20 protein-coding genes are annotated in these 18711 nt (G+C 72.4%); 8 read left to right on the top strand and 12 right to left on the bottom strand.

Annotated elements, in window-relative coordinates:
* Nucleotides 1–19 precede the first annotated feature (19 nt).
* From ACZ3YO_RS27255 to ACZ3YO_RS27245, 3 genes are all read right to left on the bottom strand, one after another.
* On the bottom strand, nucleotides 20–1354 hold the full coding sequence (locus ACZ3YO_RS27255; RefSeq protein ID WP_465574128.1) for a lipase family protein: 1335 nt from the start codon (nucleotides 1352–1354) through the stop codon (nucleotides 20–22).
* 142 nt (nucleotides 1355–1496) lie between these two features.
* On the bottom strand, nucleotides 1497–1628 hold the full coding sequence (locus tag ACZ3YO_RS27250; protein ID WP_465574125.1) for a DUF397 domain-containing protein: 132 nt from the start codon (nucleotides 1626–1628) through the stop codon (nucleotides 1497–1499).
* Nucleotides 1591–2490 (bottom strand): helix-turn-helix domain-containing protein, encoded by a 900-nt coding sequence (locus ACZ3YO_RS27245; protein ID WP_465574122.1) that lies wholly within the window; start codon nucleotides 2488–2490, stop codon nucleotides 1591–1593. Before ACZ3YO_RS27245 ends, ACZ3YO_RS27250 begins: the two co-directional genes overlap by 38 nt.
* A gap of 219 nt (nucleotides 2491–2709) precedes the next feature.
* Here ACZ3YO_RS27245 and ACZ3YO_RS27240 point away from each other — a divergent pair, with 219 nt between their 5' ends.
* Nucleotides 2710–3204, top strand: coding sequence for an ATP-binding protein (locus ACZ3YO_RS27240; protein WP_465574119.1), 495 nt, complete (start codon nucleotides 2710–2712; stop codon nucleotides 3202–3204).
* Between the two features lie 288 nt (nucleotides 3205–3492).
* Complete coding sequence (locus tag ACZ3YO_RS27235) at nucleotides 3493–5283, top strand: amidohydrolase (RefSeq protein ID WP_465574116.1); 1791 nt, start codon at nucleotides 3493–3495, stop codon at nucleotides 5281–5283.
* A 51-nt stretch (nucleotides 5284–5334) separates the two neighbouring features.
* On the opposite strand, the gene ACZ3YO_RS27230 is transcribed toward ACZ3YO_RS27235, so the two are convergent.
* Entirely contained in the window at nucleotides 5335–5793 is a 459-nt protein-coding gene (locus ACZ3YO_RS27230) for an Lrp/AsnC family transcriptional regulator (RefSeq protein WP_465574113.1), read from the bottom strand.
* Nucleotides 5794–5856: 63 nt separating this feature from the next.
* Between ACZ3YO_RS27230 and ACZ3YO_RS27225 the strand changes: the two genes are divergently transcribed.
* Entirely contained in the window at nucleotides 5857–6645 is a 789-nt protein-coding gene (locus tag ACZ3YO_RS27225; protein ID WP_465574110.1) for an AzlC family ABC transporter permease, read from the top strand.
* Entirely contained in the window at nucleotides 6638–6973 is a 336-nt protein-coding gene (locus tag ACZ3YO_RS27220) for a branched-chain amino acid transporter permease (RefSeq protein WP_465574107.1), read from the top strand. Before ACZ3YO_RS27225 ends, ACZ3YO_RS27220 begins: the two co-directional genes overlap by 8 nt.
* A 21-nt stretch (nucleotides 6974–6994) precedes the next feature.
* Here ACZ3YO_RS27220 and ACZ3YO_RS27215 read toward each other — a convergent pair whose 3' ends face one another.
* Both ACZ3YO_RS27215 and ACZ3YO_RS27210 read right to left on the bottom strand, forming a co-directional pair.
* A complete protein-coding gene (locus ACZ3YO_RS27215) occupies nucleotides 6995–7504 on the bottom strand; it encodes a cupin domain-containing protein (RefSeq protein ID WP_396325026.1) in 510 nt (169 codons plus the stop codon).
* Between the two features lie 285 nt (nucleotides 7505–7789).
* Nucleotides 7790–8902, bottom strand: a complete 1113-nt coding sequence (locus tag ACZ3YO_RS27210; protein ID WP_465574104.1) for an FAD-dependent monooxygenase — start codon at nucleotides 8900–8902, stop codon at nucleotides 7790–7792.
* A gap of 263 nt (nucleotides 8903–9165) precedes the next feature.
* On the opposite strand from ACZ3YO_RS27210, the gene ACZ3YO_RS27205 reads away from it, so the two are divergent.
* The gene (locus ACZ3YO_RS27205) at nucleotides 9166–10170 is read left to right on the top strand and encodes a TetR/AcrR family transcriptional regulator C-terminal domain-containing protein (RefSeq protein ID WP_465574101.1); all 1005 of its coding nucleotides are present in this window, start codon (nucleotides 9166–9168) and stop codon (nucleotides 10168–10170) included.
* Nucleotides 10171–10179: 9 nt separating this feature from the next.
* Here the strand turns inward: ACZ3YO_RS27205 and ACZ3YO_RS27200 are convergent, their stop codons facing one another.
* Entirely contained in the window at nucleotides 10180–11133 is a 954-nt protein-coding gene (locus ACZ3YO_RS27200) for a GlxA family transcriptional regulator (protein ID WP_465547443.1), read from the bottom strand.
* Between the two features lie 71 nt (nucleotides 11134–11204).
* Here ACZ3YO_RS27200 and ACZ3YO_RS27195 point away from each other — a divergent pair, with 71 nt between their 5' ends.
* Entirely contained in the window at nucleotides 11205–11822 is a 618-nt protein-coding gene (locus tag ACZ3YO_RS27195; RefSeq protein WP_465574098.1) for a cysteine hydrolase family protein, read from the top strand.
* A 9-nt stretch (nucleotides 11823–11831) separates the two neighbouring features.
* Here the strand turns inward: ACZ3YO_RS27195 and ACZ3YO_RS27190 are convergent, their stop codons facing one another.
* The gene (locus ACZ3YO_RS27190) at nucleotides 11832–12362 is read right to left on the bottom strand and encodes a hypothetical protein (protein ID WP_465574095.1); all 531 of its coding nucleotides are present in this window, start codon (nucleotides 12360–12362) and stop codon (nucleotides 11832–11834) included.
* Between the two features lie 61 nt (nucleotides 12363–12423).
* Nucleotides 12424–13188, bottom strand: coding sequence for an SDR family oxidoreductase (locus ACZ3YO_RS27185; protein WP_465574092.1), 765 nt, complete (start codon nucleotides 13186–13188; stop codon nucleotides 12424–12426).
* Nucleotides 13189–13322: 134 nt separating this feature from the next.
* Between ACZ3YO_RS27185 and sigJ the strand changes: the two genes are divergently transcribed.
* Nucleotides 13323–14234 carry an RNA polymerase sigma factor SigJ gene (sigJ, locus tag ACZ3YO_RS27180; protein ID WP_465574314.1) on the top strand — a complete coding sequence of 304 codons (912 nt, stop codon included), beginning with the start codon at nucleotides 13323–13325 and terminating at the stop codon, nucleotides 14232–14234.
* 102 nt (nucleotides 14235–14336) lie between these two features.
* On the opposite strand, the gene ACZ3YO_RS27175 is transcribed toward sigJ, so the two are convergent.
* The 3 genes from ACZ3YO_RS27175 to ACZ3YO_RS27165 all read right to left on the bottom strand — a co-directional run bounded on the left by ACZ3YO_RS27175 (nucleotide 14337) and on the right by ACZ3YO_RS27165 (nucleotide 16990).
* Nucleotides 14337–15749, bottom strand: coding sequence for a trypsin-like serine peptidase (locus ACZ3YO_RS27175; RefSeq protein ID WP_465574090.1), 1413 nt, complete (start codon nucleotides 15747–15749; stop codon nucleotides 14337–14339).
* Nucleotides 15750–15856: 107 nt separating this feature from the next.
* Nucleotides 15857–16375 carry a DinB family protein gene (locus tag ACZ3YO_RS27170; protein WP_465547438.1) on the bottom strand — a complete coding sequence of 173 codons (519 nt, stop codon included), beginning with the start codon at nucleotides 16373–16375 and terminating at the stop codon, nucleotides 15857–15859.
* A gap of 39 nt (nucleotides 16376–16414) precedes the next feature.
* Nucleotides 16415–16990, bottom strand: a complete 576-nt coding sequence (locus ACZ3YO_RS27165) for a nucleosidase (RefSeq protein WP_396325016.1) — start codon at nucleotides 16988–16990, stop codon at nucleotides 16415–16417.
* 326 nt (nucleotides 16991–17316) lie between these two features.
* Here ACZ3YO_RS27165 and ACZ3YO_RS27160 point away from each other — a divergent pair, with 326 nt between their 5' ends.
* On the top strand, nucleotides 17317–18705 hold the full coding sequence (locus ACZ3YO_RS27160) for a hypothetical protein (RefSeq protein WP_465574086.1): 1389 nt from the start codon (nucleotides 17317–17319) through the stop codon (nucleotides 18703–18705).
* Nucleotides 18706–18711: the final 6 nt, after the last annotated feature.

Genomic DNA, 18711 nt, shown 5'->3' with positions numbered 1-18711 from the left:
TTTCGGCAGGCGGGCGGGGTCAGCCGGCGAGGTGCTCCACGATCCAGTCGATCAGGACTCCGGAGACCAGGCTGTGCGGGTGGTTGTCGTCGTCGAACGCGACCTCGTCCAGGTGTCCGCGCTCGAGGTCGGCGCCGGTGATGGAGAGGTTCAGGTTGACGTCCCACTTCACCGGGTCGAAGTCCAGCGCCGCCGCACTGACCGACGGCACGAAGGCGCCGCTGCGGTACTCGTGGGCGATCTTCGCCTTCAGCGCGTCCGCGACCAGGCCGAAGGACTCCAGGGTGCCACCGGGCGCGCCGTCCAGCGCCGGGACCTCGGTGGTGGTGCTGCGGCGCAGCGCCAGGCCGAGGTGCATGCCGCCGATCGGCTTCTTCTCGCCCTTGTCCGCCTGGAACCGGGCGGTGGCGCTGGCGACCAGTGCCTGCCAGTCGAAGGCCACCTCACCGGCCGGCAGCGGGCGGCCGACGCCGTCACGCCGGCCGTTGGAGACGCCGAGCTTGAGCGGGCGCTGCGGAAAGTTGCCGACGGCGGCGAGGTCCCGCAGGAACTCCCCGCGCAGCTCGCTGGCGGTGGCCACCTCGCCCGAGTACTTGGAGTTCTCCACCCAGGCCCAGAGCAGCTGCTGCGCGGCGGGGCTCCGGATCAGCTCGGCCTGCTTGACGCCGTCGGGCCCGGCGGGGGTGAAGTCCTCGAAGAAGTACGCCATCTGCTGGAGGATCAGCGGGATCCAGGCGCCGTTGTGCGGGGAGTCGTAGGAGAGGTAGGTGGCGGTCTGGTGGTCGGAGTCCTCGGTCTCCATCTTGGCGAGCGCGTAGCGGGTGATGATGCCGCCCATGCTCACCCCGCCGACGGTCAGCGGGATGTCGCTCTTGCGCTCCTGGATCGCCCGGCGGATCGCGGCGATCGCGACCTCGGCGTTGGCCTGGATGTGGGTGTGCCGCCCGGTGAAGCCGAGCACGATCACGTCGAAGCCGCTGCCGAGCAGTTGGTCGAAGAGGCCCTGCTTGTTGCCGTAAGGCGTGTTGAAGTACGCGAACAGCCCGGGGAGGTCGCTCTCGCCGTAGTTGAACCCGTCCGCGAAGATGAAGGGCCGGTTGAGGCCGAACTTCGAGTTGGCGAGGTAGACCGCCGCCTTGCCCGTCGCGACCTGCCCCTTGTACGGAGCACCGGAGAGGTCCCAGGTGACGTCGGGCTCGCGGCCGCCCTCGCCCGGTTCGGCGTCGGAGAGCGGGGTGGAGAACCAGATCTCGGGCTTGAGGGAGCCGGCGAGTTCCGCCAGTTCGTCCCGGGTGGGCTCCGCGCCGCCTTCCCGGAGGGTGAACGCAACGTCGATACGGGGGTCCTGTGCCATGCCTACCGCCTCGGTCGAGTCGAACAGGGGTCATCCGTGCACAGTCAGTGAAGGTAACGGTTCGGTTACTCACTGCACCAGCGCGGGACCGGTACTGGTCGAAAGCCGTTGAGCGGGATCGTTCGTGACCGTAGTTGACCGGTCAGCCGGGGAAGTCGCCGGCCCGGACGGCGGCAATGAAGGAGCGCCAGGCGGAGGCGGGGAAGAGGAGGGCGGGGCCCTGCGGGTCCTTGGAGTCACGCACCGGGACGACGCCTCGGAATCCGGGGGCCACCTCGATGCAGTCGCCGCCGTTGCCGCCGCTGTAGCTGCTCTTGAGCCAGGAGAGCCTGTCGAGCTCGTTCCTCGTCATCCCTGAACCCTTCCAGCGCGTCGGCGATCAGCGCGAGCGAGTCGCCCATCGGGAGCACTTCCCCGCGGAGGCGATCATAGCTTCGCTGGTGGCCCGACACGATCGCCGGAACATCGCTGGGATGCCCACGATCAAGGCTCTCCGAGTAGACCCAGTGCCGGCCGTCAGGCATCTCCAGCAGGACCATCGACTTGTCGATGATGGTCCGCCGGTGCACGAACGGCGCGATCTGGATAAGGACGTTCGGAAGCTTCGCGACAGCCAGAAGGTGCTCCATCTGGCGCCGCATCACTCGTGGGCCACCGAAAACCGTCCGAATGGCACTCTCATCGAGGATGGCCAGGAACAACGGCCCGTCAGGATCCAGGAAGCGCTTCTGCCTACCCAGTCGCGCGAGCGTCCGTTCCTCGATCAGCCCGGGATTCCCCGCGGCGTCGCTGGCCTCGAACACCGCTCTCGCATACTCCGGGCATTGAAGCAGTCCATGAATGACGGAGTGCTGGAAGACCCTGACGGCAACCGCCTCGGCTTCCATGTCCGCATGGTCCCGGAACCAGTCCGGGTGCTCGATCTCCGCATCCCAGTCGACCCGTTCCCAGAGCCGCTTCAGCAGGCCGCCCGTGCTGAGCACCCGGTCCGCGTCCTCCACCGAGTCGATCGGCATCCGGCGCTTGCCGCTCTCGTAGCGGGTGATGTTCGTCCGGTTGCAGTGCAGGAGCTTGCCCAACTCCTCCTGCGTGTAGCCGAGCATCTCCCGGTAGAACCGCAGCTCTTCGCCGAACATCACGGCCGAGCTTGCCGTTGGCCCCTGCTTCGCTCGCCGGTGTGACACGTCGTCTCCCCTCACGTGCTGCACGTGACCGGTACTCCGGATCGGTCGTCACCGTATCTCCGCACCCCGATGATTGACACCGGAACGCAATCCTTTGCTTGCACAGCGTGATTCCGCACGCCTTCCTGCGAGCCCGTTCCGCTCCCCCATCCCCCAGGAGGAAGCCACGCCATGCCCAAGAACTGCGCCAACCGCTGGCCGCTCCACCCCGACCCCCGCCGGCCGCGTGAGTTCGCGGCCCGGCTCGACTCCCGGCCCGGGTCCACCCCGCTCGCGCGCCTGATGCTGCGCGCATACCTGGCCGGGATGCCGAGGGGCGAACGGTACGCGGACATCGCCGAGTTGCTGCTCGGCGAGCTGTTCGCCAACGCGGTCCGGCACAGTGACGCGCCGCCGGACCGGATGGTCGAGATCCGGTTCGCGCTGATCACGGACCGCCTCCGGATCGAGGTCCACGACGCGGGCGGCGGGCGACCGACGGTCCGCCCCTCGTCCGCCGACGACGAGAGCGGACGCGGCCTCCTTCTCGTCAACGAGCTTGCCGAGCGCTGGGGTTGCTGTCCGCGTGCGGGTGGGGTCGGCAAGTTCGTGTGGGCGCTGATCGCCCCGGCTCCGGGCTTCACCGAGCTCGGATTCGGTCAGGCCCCCGACGTCGTCGCCGTCTGATCGGCGGGCGCCGCCCGGCGCACTTCCCCGCCCCTTCCGCACCACGTTCCCCCCAAGGTGGGGTTTGGCTCAACTGATCGCCCTTCACGCGCCGATACCCCGTCCGACGCAAAGTCCCGGGCGGGGTGGCGGCGCTGAGGGCTGCCACCCCGCCGACCGGCCCCGCCGACCGGCCCCGCCGGCCGCGCCGCACCGCCGGCCGCGCTTTCGGGATCCACCAGGTTGAACGCGATCACCTTGGGTAGCCCCACCAGCACCGAACGTATCCATTGGCAAGGGGACCCGACCATGGCCGATCAGCAGCACACGACACCGGAGACTCCGGCACCGTACGAGGAGGCCGACCTCATCCTCCACGGCGGCGAGATCGTGACCGTCGCCGAGCCGCCCACCGCCGAGGCGGTGGCGGTCAAGGACGGCGTCATCGTCTTCGTCGGCGACCACGCCGAGGCCGTCGACCGCTGGGGCGGCCTCCGGACGAAGGTGCGCGACCTCGAAGGCCGGGCGCTGCTCCCCGGGTTCATCGACGCCCACGGCCACCTCGGCGGCATCGGCCTCCAGGCCACCATCGCCAATCTGCTGGCCGCTCCGGACGGCGACGTCACCACCATCGCCTCGCTGCAGCAGAAGCTGCGCGACTGGGCGGACACCGACGTCGGGCAGGAGTCGGAGTGGATCGTCGGGTTCGGCTACGACGACGCGATGCTGGCGGAGAAGCAGCACCCCACCCGGAAGGACCTGGACGAGGTCTCCACCTCCCGGCCGGTGCTGGCGATCCACCAGTCCTTCCACCTCGGGGCGGTCAACAGCCTCGGGCTGGAGGCGCTCGGCTACGACTCGAACCGCAAGGATCCGGAGGGCGGGGTCATCCGCCGGTGGGAGGACGTCATCGCCGAGCCCCACGGCGAGCCGAACGGGGTACTGGAGGAGGCGGCGTTCTCCCCCGCCTCGGACACCGCGTTGGCGGGCCTCCCGATGGCCGCGCAGCTCGGGCTGTTCGGCAAGGGCGCGGCATCGGCGGCCGCGTTCGGCTTCACCACCGTCCAGGAGGGCGGCGCCACCCTGACGAACCTGGGCGCGTTGCGGGAGATCGCCGCCGCCGTGCCGTTCGAGATCGACGTCGTCGCCTACGCGCGCGCCGACCAGGCCACGGCCGCCCTGGAGAAGGACCCGGGCACGGACCCGGTCGGCGCGAGCCCGGAGTACGTCAACGGCGTGCGGGCGGCGGGCGTGAAGATGTTCCTCGACGGTTCGCCGCAGGGGCGCACGGCCTGGCTCAGCAAGCCGTACAAGACGCCGCCGGGGAACGAGCCGGACGACTACTGCGGCTACCCGGCCGTCAAGGACGACGCCGTCGTTCTCAGGCAGGTGCTCACGGCGTACGCCAAGGGCTGGCAGGTGCTCGCGCACGTCAACGGGGACGCCTCGATCGACCAGTTCATCGGCGCGGTCAGGGCCGCCACGGCGGAGGCCGGGCCGGGCGACCGGCGCACGGTCGCGATCCACGCGCAGACCGCCCGCGAGGACCAGATCAACGAGTTCGCGCTGCTCCGGATCATCCCGTCGTTCTTCTCCATGCACACGTTCTACTGGGGCGACTGGTACCGGAAGACCGTCCTCGGCGAGGAGCGGGCCGCGAACATCTCCCCGGCGCGCTGGGCGCTCGACCGGCGCATGGCCTACACCTCGCACCACGACGCCCCGGTGGCGCTGCCCAACTCGATCGCCATCCTGTCCAGCCAGGTCACCCGCCGCACCCGCACCGACAAGGTCGTCCTCGGGCCGGAGCAGTGCGTGTCCGCCCTGGACGCCGTCCGCTCGATCACCATCAACGCCGCCCAGCAGTACGACGAGCAGGACCGCAAGGGCAGCATCGAGGTCGGCAAGCTCGCCGACCTGGTGATCCTCAGCGCCAACCCGGTGACGGTCGACCCGGAGGAGATCCAGCACATCGAGGTCGCCGAGACCCTCAAGGCCGGCCGGACCGTCCACCCCGCGACCGCCGCACGCACCGTCAACCCCACGCCCGTGCCGGACCGGACTCCGCCGCTCGACCACGAGTGGCACTGCAACTGCTGACCCGCACCCCGGGGGTGGCGGCACCGGGGGCCGCCACCCCGCCGTGCGCCCTCAGTCGTCGCCCTTGATCTTCTTCATGGTCAGGTGGGAGTCGACCCTCGCCACGGCCGGCAGCCCCATGAGCCTGCCGGTGAGGAAGCTCTCGTAGGCGGCGTGGTCCGCCACCGCGACGCGGACGAAGTAGTCGGGGCGGCCGAAGAGCCGGCGGAACTCGACGACCTCCTCGTACGAGGTCACCACCGCCTCGAACTCTTCGACGGTCTGGAGGTCGTTGACGCCGATCTCGACCGCGACCACCACCTCGAAGCCGCGGCCGGCCGCCGCCGGGTCGATCCGGGCCCGGTAGCCGGCGATGATCCCCGCGTCCTCCAGACGCTTGACCCGGCGCAGGCAGGGCGGCGGCGTGAGGCCGACCCGCTTGGCCAGCTCCACGTTGGTCAGCCGGCCGTCCTGGCGCAGGTGGAACAAGATTTCACGATCAATGCCGTCCAGTGTTTCTTTGTTACTCATCGGGCGACTCCAAGGCAATAATTGGAAACCATATTACCAGGAATTCATCCTAGAATTTCTCCTATGGACTCCTCACCCGCCGGGACGCTCACCCGCCCCGATGCACCGCTCCGGTCCGACCCCGCCCCCACCCCGGCACCCCGGGCCGACCTGGTCGCGGCGTTCGGGGACTCCAGCTCGGTGGGCCTGGGGCTGTTCCCGCTGGGCATCGCGTTCGGCGTTCTCGTCGTCCACGCGGGCCTGGACTGGTGGTGGGCCACCGCGTTCACCGCGCTGGTCTACGCCGGCTCGCTGGAATTCCTGCTCGTGGGGCTCGTCGTCGCCGTCGCCCCGCTCGCGCAGATCGCCCTGACGGCCCTCCTGGTGAACTTCCGGCACGTCTTCTACGCGCTGTCCTTCCCCCTGCACCGGGTGAAGGGACGGCTCGGCAAGGCCTACAGCACCTTCGGCATGACGGACGAGGCCTACGCCCTGACCACCGGCGAGGGGGCCCGGTCCTGGACCGGCCGGCGCATCATCTGGCTCCAGGTGCTCTGCCAGGCCTACTGGGTGGCCGGTGCCACGGCCGGCGCGCTGTTCGGGGCGCTGGCCCCCGCCCGGCTCGTCGGGCTGGACTTCGCACTGACCGCACTGTTCGTCGTCCTGGCCGTCGACGCCTACCGGGCCCGGCGCGACATCCCCACCCCGGCCCTGGCCCTGGTCTGTGCACTGGCCGCGCGCTTCGTCCTCCCCGGCCAGATGCTGCTCGCCGCGACGGGACTGTTCACCGCCGGGCTGCTGGCCCGCCACGCCGTCGCGAAACGACGCACCGCCGCACCCGGCCCGACCCCGAAGGACCCGGCCCGTGCCTGACACGCCCTACCTGCTCGCCGCCATCGGCGTCTCGACCGCCGTCACCTGGGGCCTGCGCGCGCTCCCCTTCGCCGCTCTCGCCCCGCTCCGGGCCAGCGCCACGCTCCACTACCTGAGCGCGCGCATGCCGGTCGGCGTCATGGTGATCCTCACCGTCTACTCCCTGCGCGACCTCCCCCTCACCAGCCCGCCCTACGCCGCGCCCACCGTCCTCGCCCTGGCCGCCACGCTCGGCCTGCACCTGTGGCGGCGCAACGCCGTGCTGAGCATCCTGGGCGGCACCGCGGTGCACGTCGCCCTCGCCAGCACGGCGTTCGCCCACCCCTGACCGGCGGGCGCGCCACGACCGTTACTTGGCCGCCGCCTCCAGGGTGGCGCGCCACAGCGGGCTGTCGACGTAGTGGTTGTCGTACTGCTCGGAGGAGTCCTTGATCTCCTGCGGGCTCGCCTCACCGCGCATCACCCGGCCGAGCAGGCGCAGGTAGTCGAAGCGGGGCATGCCGGGCGTGAAGGTGAACAGCACGTCGGCCTCGGAGCCGGGTGCGGCGGCGAAGGCGTGCGGGGTGTGCGGGGGGACGAGCAGGAAGTCGCCCTCGTGCAGCGTCTTCACCTCGTCGTCCACCAGCACCTGGAGGGCGCCGCCGATGACGAAGAACAGCTCCGAGGCGCGGGTGTGGAAGTGGGCGGGGGCGCCGACCGCGCCCTTGGCGAAGGTGGAGCGGTAGCTGGTGATCGGGCTGCCGTCGGTGCCGCAGTCGGCGAGCAGGGTCATGACGCTGCTCGGGTCGCTGGTGGTCTCGGCCTCGGCGGCGCGGGTCAGGACGGGCTTCAGCGCGGCGGTGTTCGTGCTGGTGTTCACAGTGTTCTCCCTGGTCTTGCGGCTGCTCCGGCACTCCGCCGTGGCCTTGTGTCTACGACTCTAGGCGCCGGAACGACCCGCTCTATGGTGCAGTTATTTGCAGAAATGATGGGTCAATTTGTGGTCCGTGTCCGGCCGGTACCGCCACGCCCGCCAGGGCCGTGGGGGCGCCGCCCGGACACGCGGGCGGCACGTCAGGCGAGCGTGGCGAGGAACTCGCGGACGGCCCCGCGGTTTCCTCCGTGGTGATGTGGTCCGGCGTCGGCAGGTGGCGCGAGCGTCTGCTCAGCGGTCGAGCTCGATGGCGTTCTTGGCCCGCTCGACCGACTCCTCTGCCGCCGGGCCGCCGGGGTTCTCGGTGGCGAGCGCCTGGTTGAGGGCGACGAAGGGGCGCATCCGCTCCTCGTACCGCTCGTACGCCGCACGGTGGCCCTCGCCGGCGGCCCGGGCGTGGCCGAGTTCGTCGGCCAGCAGGTAGGCGCCGACCAGGGCGAGGCTGGTGCCCTGACCGGAGAGCGGCGAGGCGCAGTAGCCGGCGTCGCCGAGCAGGACGGTCCGGCCGGTGGACCAGTGGTCGAGGTGGATCTGGGCCATCGCGTCGGCGTAGAAGTCGGGGGCGCGGTGCAGCGCCTCCAGCATCCGGGGCGTCTCCCAGCACAGCGCCGCCATCCGCTCGGCGACCAGCTGCCTGGTCCGCTCGGTGTCCCGGACGGCGGGGTCCTGGTTGCCGTAGCCGAAGACGATCCTCAGCTCGCTGTTGCCGCGCACCGGGTAGATGCCGTAGCCGGCGTCGCCGTCGCGGTGCCAGACCTGCCAGTCCTCCAGGTCGAGGAAGTTGTCGGCACTGAAGATGGCGAGGTGGGTGCCGAGGTGGTGCAGGAACTGCTCCTCCGGGCCGAAGGCCAGCGTGCGGACCCGGGAGTGCAGGCCGTCGGCGCCGACCACCAGGTCGAAGGTGCGGGGCCCGCCGTGGGCGAAGGTGACGTGGACGCCGTGCTCGTCCTCGCGGAGGGCGGTGACGGTGTCGCCGTGGATGAACTCGACGTCACCGGCCGTGTGTTCGTGCAGGATCGCGACGAGGTCCTCGCGGAGCAGCTCGACGTCGTCGCTGTCCAGCCGGCCGCTGCTGAAGGTGGCCTCGACGGAGCGGTGCACCTCCTTGCCGTCGGGGTCGAGGACGGACATGCCACGCATCCGGGTGCGGACGGCGCGGACCTGCCCGGTCAGGCCCATCCGCTCGATCACGCCGAGGGCGACACCCCGGATGTCGACCGCCTGGCCGCCGCCGCGCAGGGTGGGGGCGATCTCGACGACGGTCGGGGCGAAGCCCTGGCGGTGCAGCCAGAACGCGAGTGCGTTGCCGGCGATGCCTCCGCCGGAGATGAGGACGGTCTTCATGTGAGTCTCCCCCGTTGCCGTGCCGGTACGGCGGCCACTGTGCGGCCGTCTCCGGACTGCTGCGCCCGGGCCGGCGTGTCTGTACGCTGTAAGCATGATGAATGTACGACGTAAATTCAGGCCGCCGCAAGATCCACATCAACGCCGAAGGGTCTCATCTGAGCTAGTACAGAAGGCTCGTGACAGCCATCCGCGCTGGTGGCGTCTGATCTAGTACAGGACCGACAGTGGCGAAAAAAATATCTTCCAAGGAGTTCGGCAGCATGGCACCGGAGACGGACCCGCCCTTCCAGCGCATCGCCGCCGACCTGCGGCGGCGCATCACCACCGGGGAGCTGGCCCCCGGCGAGCGCCTGCCCTCGACCCGGCGGATCGCGCAGGACTGGGGCGTCGCCCTGGCCACCGCCACCAAGGCGCTCACCGTGCTGCGCCTGGAGGGCCTGGTGGAGGCCCTCCCGCGCGTCGGCACCATCGTGGCGAGCCCCACCCCGGGCCCCGCCCAGGCGCCCGCCCCGACTTTCGCCCACGCCTCCACCAGGCCGACCCAACCCGCTCCTCCCGAGGGTGAGTTGAGCCGGGATCGGATCATCCGGGCGGCCCTGGAGCTGGCCGACGCCGAGGGGCTGGCCACGCTCTCGATGCGCGCCGTCGCGGCCCGGCTCGGGGTCTCCGCGATGTCCCCGTACCGCCACGTCACCAGCAAGGAGGAGCTGGTCCTGCTGGCGGCCGACGCGGCCTTCGGCGATGGCACCTACCCCGCCGAACCGCCCGCCGGCTGGCGGGCCCGCCTGGAGCTGGGCGCCCGGACGCTGTGGGCGGTGTTCCGCCGTCACCCCTGGCTGGCCCAGATCAGCCCGGTCACCCGGCCGCTGCTGCTGCCCAACCTGATGACGCACGCCGAGTGGTCGCTCTCCGCGCTGGACGGCCACGGCCTCTCCACGCCGGACGTGCTGCAGATCCATGTGCTGCTGTACAGCTACGTCGAGGGCATCGCCGTCCACCTGGAGCGGGAGGCCCAGGCCCGGGCCGCAACCGGCGTCGACGAGGACCAGTGGATGGACGGCCAGCTCCCCACCCTCCGCGCGCTCGCCGCCTCGGGCCGGTTCCCGGTGTTCAGCCGGCTGGTGGCGGAGCTGCCGGACGGCTACGACATGGAGCTGGACGCCCTGTTCGAGTTCGGCCTGGCCAACCTGCTGGACGGGCTGGCCCCGCGCATGGATCGCAGTGCGCCGGTGAGCGCCCGGCCGCCGGGAGGGACGATCCGCTAGGGGCAAGCCCTAACCGGCCCGCCCCCGGAAGGTCCGCCGGTACTCGCGCGGCGCCACGCCCACCCGGGAGACAAAGGCGGGCCGCAGCGACACCGCCGAGCCGAAGCCGCAGCGGACGGCGACGGCGTCCACCGGCAGGTCCGTCTCCTCCAGCAGGCGTTGGGCGGCGAGCACCCGCTGCTCCAGCAGCCAGCGCAGCGGCGTCGTGCCGGTCGCCTCGACGAATCGGCGGGCGAAGGAGCGTTCCGACATCAGCGCCACCCCGGCCATCCGGCGGACCGTCCACGGGGTGTCCAGCGCGGCCAGGATCTCGGCGCGGGCGCGGGCCAGCGTGTCGTCCACGGCGTCGTCCGGGACCGGGGAGGGGATGAACTGGGCCTGGCCGCCGGTCCGGAAGGGCGCGGTGACCATGGCGCGGGCGATGGTGGCGGCGGCCTGCTGGCCGTGGGCGGCGCGGACCAGGTGCAGGCAGAGGTCGATCCCGGCCGCCACCCCGGCGGACGTCCAGAGGTCGCCCTCACCGGTGAACAGCACCTCCGGGCGGACCTCCACCTCCGGGAAGCGGCGGGCCAGTTCGCCGGCGAGCGCCCAGTGTGTGGTGGCGGTGCGGCCGTCCAGCAGACCGGCCTCGGCGAGGACGAACGCGCCCGCGCAGAGCGAGGCGATGGTGACGCCCCGCTCGTGCGCGGCGCGCAGCGCGGCGAGGACGGCCGGGTCGCGCGGCTCGTTCATCTCCATCCCCGGCACGATGATCAGATCGCACTCCGGCAGCGCCTCCAGCCCGAAGTCCGGGACCCGCTCCAGCCCGCCGCCCAACCGCACCCGCGACCCCTCCGGCCCGCAGACCCGCAGCTCGAAGCGCGGCAGCCCGGGGCGGGTCAGCCGGTTCGACCACACCTCCCCGATCACGGCGTAGTCGAACGCCCGGACACCCTCGAAGATCAGGCAACCCACAATCCGCATGGCAGAAAACTATCGATGGGTGGCGGCAGCGCCCATCACGAAGGGCCCCCGGGGCGCAGCACGATGGACGCATGACGAACACCAGCGCCTTCGACGCCCCCCTCACCCTCGACCCCGACGCCGTCCTCGTCGTCATCGACGTCCAGAAGGGCTTCGAGGACTACGCGTTCTGGGGCGAGCGCGACAACCCCGGGGCCGAGCGGCGGATCGGCGAGCTCATCGACGCCTGGGAGAGCACCGGACGGCCGATCGTGACGGTGCAGCACGCCTCCAAGGGCGGCCCACTCGTGCCGGGCATCCCGGGGTACGAGCTCAAGGACTTCGTGGCGGCGGCCAAGTCCGACCTGCACATCACCAAGCAGGTCAACAGCGCCTTCTACGGCACGCCCGACCTGCACGCCTGGCTCCAGGAGCGGGGCGCCCGGCAGGTGGTCATCGTCGGGATCATCACCAACGTCTGCAACGAGACCACGGCCCGGATGGCCGGCAACCTCGGCTACGACGCGATCTTCCCGGCCGACGCGATGCACGCCTTCGACATGACGGGTCCCGACGGCGTCACCGTCCCCGCCGCCGAACTCGCCCGCGCCACCAGCACGGTGCTGCACGCGATGCGGTTCGCCAAGGTGGTCACCACCGAGGCCGTGGTGGCGGCGGCGAACGCCGCCCGGCCCGCGGTGATCGGCTGACCCCGCGGATCAGTGCAGGAGCGGGGCGTAGGGGTTGCCCTCCTCCGCGTTGAGCAGCACGAGGTCGCGGCCCGGCCCGGGCCCGGTGGCCACTGACCGGAGCCGGGCCAGCGCCTCGGCGTCGGTGGGGAGTGCGAGCCCGAGGGCGGCGGCCGCCGCGTCCCGCTCGTCGAGCAGGCCCGGCTCGTCCTCCAGGTACCACCCGGCCGCCTCGGCGCTCTCCTCGGCGGTGAACCCCGGGCAGTCCCGCCACCACGGGACGGCCAGCAACAGCCGCAGCAGCTCCGGGAGTCCGACCGCCACCACCGCGGCGCCGCCCTCGGAGTCGGCGTAGAGCACGGGCCGTTCCTCCCCGCCCTCCCCGCAGAAGAAGTAGGTGCCGCCGGCGCCGTCCCCGGCGATCGGCTCCAGCCGGTCACCGGAGGCGAGCACGACCTCCTCCACGTGCTCGGTGCCGCCGAGGTCGAAGTCCGCCGTGCAGCGCAGGAAGTCCTCGGCGGCCGCGGTGTCCCGGACGGCGGCGAGCAGTGAGTGCGACATGCCCGCCAGCGTAGGTGCCGTGTCCGACAGGCCGGCACCGGCCGCCCCGCCGACGCGGCGTTCAGGCCGCCCGCTCGGCCAGGAACGCCTCCCAGGTCCGGCGGCCCGTCTCGGCGCCCCTGAGGGTCAGGTTGTCGCCCGCCCGGTAGGCGCGGCCGACCTTGCCGGGGACGCGGACCGGCAGCATCGGCCGGCTCTTGCCGCGCGCCTTGAGGTAGCTGCGGACCAGCTCGCCCATCGGGTAGACCGTCGGCCCGGCCAGGTCGGGGACGTGCCCGGCCGGCGCGTCCAGCGCCAGCTCCACCAGCCGCGCCGCCACCTCGCGCGCGTCGACCGGCTGCCAGCGGATCCCGCCCGGGGCCGGGACCACCGGCAGCCTGGCCATCCCCGCCGCCACCTTCAGCGCCAGGTCGTGGAACTGGGCGGCCCGCAGCGTGGTGTACGGCAGACCGGAGTCGGCGACGGCCTGCTCGGCGCCCAGCTTGGAGCGGAAGTAGCCGAGCGGCAGCCGGTCCGCCCCGATCACCGAGATGTAGACGAGGTGCTCCACCCCGGCCCGCTGCGCGGCGCGTACGAGGTTCCGGGTGGCCTCGTCGTCCCCCTTGGCGCCGCCGGCGAGGTGCAGCACGGTCGAGACGCCGGCCACCGCCTCCTCGATCCCTTCGCCCTTGAGCAGGTCACCGGCCATGTACGCGACGCCGTCCGCGGCCGGTCGCGCGCTGCGGGTGAGCACCCGGACGTCGCGGCCGGCGGCCCGCAGCAGCGGGAGGACGTGGCCGCCGAGGGTACCGGTGCCGCCGGTCACCAGGATGGGAGCGTTCGTCATGATCGTCTCCTATTCGTCCCGGCCGGAAGTTGATCTCCCGGCCACAGCCGTTAGTTTCGTGGTTCTGCAGCTTCGTGGTTCTGCAGCTATGACCCGCGGCGACGAAGGAATGTGACACGGTGGACGAGAAAGTTTTGCCGGCCGGCTTCTCGGGCGAACGCCGGGCCGAGGACCGGGCCGGGCTGTTCGAGGAGCACCGGCCGCATCTGCGCGCGGTGGCGTACCGGATGCTCGGCTCGATCAGCGAGTCCGAGGATGCCGTCCAGGAGGCCTGGCTGCGGTACGACCGCACCGACACGAACGACGTGGAGAACCTCGGCGGCTGGCTGACCACGGTGGTCAGCCGTGTCTGCCTGAACCTGCTGCGCTCGCGCGAGCAGCGGCGCGAGGACTCGCTGGAGTCGCGCATCCCCGATCCGCTGATCGCCCGCGAGGGCGTGATCGACCCGGAGCAGGAGGTGCTGCTGGCCGACTCGGTCGGGCTGGCGCTGATGGTGGTACTGGAGTCGCTGTCGCCGGCCGAGCGGGTGGCGTTCGTGCTGCACGACCTGTTCGCGGTGCCGTTCGAGGAGATCGCCCCGCTGATCGAGAAGACCGCGGCCGCCACCCGGCAGCTGGCCAGCCGGGCCCGCCGCAAGGTGCAGGGGCAGGCGCCCGCGCCCGACCGGGACCTCGCCCGGCAGCGGGTGGCCGTCGACGCCTTCTTCGCCGCCACCCGCACCGGCGACCTGGACGCCCTGCTCGCCGTGCTCGACCCCGACGTGGTGCTGCGCGCCGACGGCGGGGTCGGCCGGGCCCGTCTCCGGACGGTGGTGCTCACCGGCGCCGAGATGGTGGCGAGCCAGGCGGTCACGTACCGCTCGCTCGCGCCGTACGCCCGCCCGGCGCTGATCAACGGCGCCGCCGGAGTCGTGGTGATCGGCGCCAACGGCAAGCCGGCCTCGATCATGGCGTTCACCGTGGTGGACGGCACGATCGTGGCGATCGACGTCCTGACCGACCCGGAGCGGCTGAACGCGCTCGACCTGGCCGCTTTCCAGGAGTAGCCGCGTTCCCGGAGTGCCGCGTTCCCGGAGTGACCGGGAGCGGAACGCGAACCGCCCCCGCACGGCAGCCGTGCGGGGGCGGTCGTCGTCGAGCGGCGGGGCTCAGCCCTTCTTCGACAGGAAGTCGTAGGCGCCGGCGGCGACGTCGTCCAGGTACGGACCGGCCTGGAACTTCGGCTCGCGGTCGTGCTGGCCGATGGAGACGTTGCTGACCAGGACGGGCTTGCCGTCCTTGGTGGTCACCCAGCCGCCACCGCTGGAGCCGCCGGTCATGGTGCAGCCGATGGCGAGCATCGGCGGACGGGTCGGGTCCCAGGACATGCGGCTCGGCTTGCCGCTGTCGCAGCGGTGCAGCTCGTTGCCGTCGTACGGGGGCGCGGCGGGGTAGCCGTACTCGGTGATGCTCAGCTGGTCACGCGGGGCGTTGAACCAGACGGGCAGCGCGCCGCCGACCGTCTCCTCCAGCGACTTTCCGGTGTCCTTGTTCGCCTTGACCTTGACGATCGCGAAGTCGTACTGCGTCGCCGCGGAGCCGGTCTGGCCACCCTCCGCCTTCCACACCGGGGAGGTGACGTACTGCGTCGCCGTCCAGGTGCCGAACGGGGCGAGCTGCGACATGTCGGCCGCCTTGCCGCCGCTGCCCGAGCCGTTGCTGTTGAACGCGGGGATGAAGGTGACGTTGGACCAGGGCGAACCGCCCTTGCCCTGGTGGACGCAGTGGCCGGCGGTCCAGACGAGGTTGCTCTTGCCCGGGTGCGCCGGGTCGGCCACCACGGTGCCGGAGCAGACGCGGTTGAACTCCTTCGTCCCCGGCTCGGCGAACATGATCTTTCCGTACGCCGCGACGTTCTTGGTGTACGGGTGCGGAACCGGCTGCGCGTTGACGGTCTTCGGCTCCGGGTCGTTGCCGTTGTCACCGGGCTGCTGCGGCGCCTGGGCCGGAGGCTGCGCGGGAGCCTGGGAGGCCGGGGGCTGTTGCGGCGCCTGGGAGGCCGGCGGCACGGGGGCCTGGGAGGCCGGCGGTGCGGGCGCCTGGGAGGCCGGCTGCTGCGTGTTCGACGGCTTCGGCGCGGGCTGCGACGGCTGGCCGGCCGGCGGCTTGGACGCCGGAGCCGAGGTGGCCGGCGGCTTGGAGGCAGGAGCCTGCGAGGCCGGAGCCGAGGTGGCCGGCGCCTGCGAGGCGGCCGGTGCCTGGGAGGCCGGGGCGGGCGGCGCGGCGGGCGGCGCGAGGTCGTCCGGCTTGGCGTGGAGGAGCCTGTCGAGGGTCCAGTACCCCTCGACGGCGGCCGGGAGCGCGTAGTCCTTCGCCCACTTCTCCCAGTCCTCGAACTTCCACTTCTTCAGGTCTTCGAGATTGGTGGGCAGCGCGGCGGCCGCGGCACTGACCGCCGCGCCGGCGTCCGCCGAACTGTTGTCCGGCCCGCACGCCGACGTGGTGGCGAGCAGGGCCAGCGTGAGCGCGGACGCACCGGCGGCGGCCCGGGCACGCCGCATGGATATACGTGGTGATGACATGAACTCTTGTTCCCCCTGTGTGAAAACGCACGGTGCCGTCCGAGCGGCGCCGTGGTGCGCGGGGGAGTATTCCACTGCCCGTCAGGCACGGATGCATCCGCCCCCCGTCACCGCCCGACGGCGCCGTCCAGCTGCTCGCGGATGATGTCGGCGTGGCCGGCGTGCCGGCCGGTCTCCTCGATCATGTGGACCAGCAGCCAACGCATCGACGGCGCTGGGGCGTTGGGCCGCAGCGAGCGGACGCCCGGGCGGTCCAGGTCACCGGCCGCGGCCGTGATGACCTCGTTGGCCCGGGCGATCGCCTCGCGGTAGGCGGCGACCGACCCGGCCACCGTCTCGTCGCCGGGCGAGGGGGCGTCGTCGTCCCAGGGCTCGACGTCGTCGCCGCGGTAGGCCCAGAGGAACCAGTTGAGTTCGACCGCCGTGAGGTGCCGGACCAGCCAGAGCAGGCTGGTGCCGGAGGCGACGCCGGGGCGGCGGGCGTCCTCGTCGGAGAGGCCGTCCGTCTTGCCGAGGACGGCCTCTCGCAGGTAGTCGAGGAAGGTGAGCAGGGTGGTCGGCTCGTCGGCGTTGAGGCCGGGCGGGCGGACGTCGGAGCGCTTGCGCGCGACACTGTTCTCGGTCACGCCCGCCAGCCTAGCCACGACCCCCTGACTGACGTCGCGTCACCAACCCTGCCCGTGCAGCCATTTTGCGAGGTGGCGGGAGCAGTCGTCGACCGACTCCCGCCAGGTGTGGCCGGCGCCGTCGCCGGCCTCGTCGCTGACGTGCTTGACCAGCCGGACGGGCACCCCCGCCCGGTGGGCGACGGCGGCGAGCGCGTAGCCCTCCATGTCGACCAGGTCGGCGTGCTCCGCCAGCCGGTCGCGGGCGGCGGAGGAGGAGACGAAGAGGTCGCCGGTGGCCAGGATCGGGCCCTCACCCTTGCCGACCACCAGCGGGGCGCCGTAGGTGCGGCCGGTGAGCTCGAACAGGGCCGGGCTGTCCAGGTCGTGCTGGATCACCTGGGTGACCGTGTGGGTGCCCTCCCAGCCGGGCCGCAGCGCGCCGGCGGTGCCGAGGTTGAGGATTTCGGACGGGTGCTCGCCCTGGGCCAGCACGGTGGCCAGCGCGGCGGCCGCGTTGACCTTCCCTATTCCGGTGAGCAGCACCGGCAGCCGGTCACCGAGGTGGGCCGCCTCCTCCCGGACGGCGACGACGACGAGCGGGCGGTCGGCGGAGATCGTTCCCATCAGACGCATACCGCCATGGTACGGACGAGCGCCCGTCCGACCGCCGATCACACACAACCGGACCCCTCCCCTCCGGCTGTCCGGGGAACCGCATAGGGTGCATCCCGCGTCGACCCGATCGCCGCCCGCCCCGCATCCGGGGGCCCGGCAGTGCTCGGCGACAGTGCTTCGGACCGGTGCTCGGGGAGAGTGCCCGCGGAGAGTGCCCTTCGGACGGCACTCGGAGATGCTCAAGATCGGCGCAAGTCGGGTGTGGCCGCGGGGAGCGACGGCCATACTGCTGGCAACGGCCGGGCCCCGGACGACGGGCCGGGCCACAGGGGAGGGTGGGGCAGGTGGCGACACCAGTACGTACGGAGGGGCCGGGCACGGTGGTGCCGGCGCGGCCGGGCGGCGCGGCCACCGGCCGCGGCCCGGTGGCCGGGATCGGCCGGGCCGCCCGCACGGCACCGGGCCGGCTGCGGCTGGCCGGGGCACTGCTCGTGGTGGTCACCGTCGCGTTCGGCGCGCTCACCGCCTGGCAGGTCAACTCCCGGGCGCAGGAGGCGGAGCGGGTGGTCTCGCACCGCCAGCCGCTGAGCCAGGCGGCCGCCGACATCCACCGTTCGCTGGCCGACGCGGACACCACGGCCGCCACCGGCTTCCTGCTGGCGGGTGCCGAGCCGAAGTCCGTCCGGGACCGCTACGAACAGGACCTCGCGACGGCCTCCCGGCTGATCGCCGAGGCTGCCGCGCGCACCACCGCCTCCTCCCCCGCCCAGGGCTGGCTCGCCACGCTCAACCAGCAGGTGCCGGTCTACGCCGGCCTGGTGGAGAGCGCCCGGGCCGACAACCGGCAGGGCTTCCCGCTCGGCGGCGCCTACCTGCGGTACGCCTCCGACCAGATGCGCACGGTGCTGCTGCCGGCCGCCGCGCAGCTCAGCGCCGCCGAGAACGAGGAGCTGGCGGCCGACTACGCCGAGGCCCGGTCGGTGCCGTGGGCCGCGTACGGGCTGGGCGTGCTGGCCTTGGCGGCGCTGGTCTGCGTGCAGGTCGTGCTCTTCCGCCGGACCAACCGGGTCTTCAACATCGGGCTGCTCGGGGCGACCGCGGCCGTGCTGGCCGGCGTGCTCTGGCTGACCGTCGCCGGGACGGGCGCCGACTCCGCCCTGCGTGACAGCGAGCGCAACGGCGCGGCCCCGCTGCGGGCCCTGAACGCGGCCCGGGTCGACGTGCTGACCGCCCGGCTGGCGGAGAACCTGCACTTCGTCGCCCGCGGCTCCTCCACCAAGTACGCCGAGCTCTGGACCAAGACCACCGAGCACATGACCGGCTCGGACGGCGCCGCGGGGGCGCAGACCGGCACCCTGCCGGACGCCCTGCGGCTCGCCCCGGCGGACGCCCGGGCCGCCATCGCCGACGCGCAGCAGCAGTACCGGCAGTGGCGCGACCGGCACGTCGCGGCGAGCAAGCTGGAGAACGTCGACGCCGACTACCAGGGCGCACTGGACGCCACGGTGACGGTCAAGGAGGCGGACGTGCCGAAGACCGCCGACGCCTCGTTCAACGCCGCCGACCAGCGGCTCGCGCAGGCCGCCGACACCGAACAGAAGCAGTTCGAGCGGGCGGCCGAGGGCACCGACGGGGATCTGCGCACCGCCGCCGCGGCGGTGGCGGTGCTGGCCCTGGTGGCGGCCGCCGCGGCGGTCCGCGGCCTCGGCCGGCGACTGGCCGAGTACCGGTAGAGGGGG

The sequence above is a fragment of the Kitasatospora sp. NPDC022785 genome (assembly GCF_055561295.1).
Note: the sequence above shows the minus strand (reverse complement) of the source record. Positions and strands in the feature narration are given on the sequence as shown.